This is a genomic window from Streptomyces sp. URMC 127, from assembly GCF_051386535.1.
Classification (GTDB): Bacteria; Actinomycetota; Actinomycetes; order Streptomycetales; family Streptomycetaceae; genus Streptomyces.
In genome coordinates, this window is the sequence record NZ_JBPQTW010000460.1 from 1 (window position 1) to 1,011 (window position 1,011).

Annotated in this window: 1 pseudogene; it reads right to left on the reverse strand. The window is 78.2% G+C overall.

Annotated elements, in window-relative coordinates:
- Window positions 1–93: 93 nt before the first annotated feature.
- A pseudogene (locus ACSNOH_RS34895) lies at window positions 94–1,011 on the reverse strand (hypothetical protein); the annotation flags it as partial.

The following is a 1,011-nucleotide window of genomic DNA, read 5'->3' on the forward strand; positions in this document are numbered from 1 at the left end:
GGCCCCGCCTCCCGTCGGGGCCCCCTGCCCCCGGCCCGGCTGCGACGGCCGCGGGCCCGGGCGGGCCTTCGCCGGGAGGGTGAGTGGGGGCGTTCACGAGGCGTCGCCTCCTCGCGGCCGGTGGGTGTGGTGGCGCACGGCCTCGGCGAAGCGCTCCACGGCCCGCTCGGCCTCGGCGAGCTCGCAGGGCGCCCGGTGCAGGAGGTTGTGCGCGGTGCGGTAGAGCGGCGCGGCCGCCTGCTCCTCCTCCATGCTGCGGGAGGCGAGCAGGGCGAAGAAGGCCTCCAGGCGCCCGCGCAGCTCGTCGCGCCGGGCGATCTGCGTCTCGGCCAGGCCGATCGCCTCCTCGACGCGCAGCAGCTCGGCCTCCACGGTGCTCTCGAAGGCGCCGAGGTCGGTGAGGAAGCGCGCGCTGCCCGGCTCGGGGTGGCGGCGCAGCGCGGTGAGGTCCAGGCGCAGGGCGGCGGCCCGCTGCGGGACGGGGCGGACGGGGGCGATCAGGGCGGTCCGGTCGTGGGCGGTGCGCTCGCGGCGCGCGATGTGGTCGATGCGGTCGCGCACCCGGTCGAGGCGGGCGGCGGTCTCGTCCTTGCCGGGGTCAGCCATCCTCAGCGCCAGCTCCAGGCTCTGCGATTCGGGGTTGCGGAAGACGAGGAGCAGACGGGCGCCCCGGGCGGCGAGGAGGTCGGTGAACTCGACCAGCGCGAGGGGGTCCGCCGCGTAGTCGACGCCCTCCGCGACGATCGTCAGCGGCACGGCGCGGGCGGCGCCGAGCAGGCCGACCGCCGAGCCCTCGTCCCCCGCGGGGCTCAGCCCGAGCCGGTCGGCGACGCGGCCGGCGACCTTGGCGACGGTCTCCCCGGAGACGTCCAGAGCGAGGTCGACGCTGCCGACGGGCGGCAGGAGGTCGTCGTCGGGCTCCTCGGGGACGGGGGAGCCCTGCTCGTACGGGGACGGCTCGTGCGGGGACGGGGGGCGGCGTGCGGTGCCGTTGTGCGGTGCGGGTGCGGG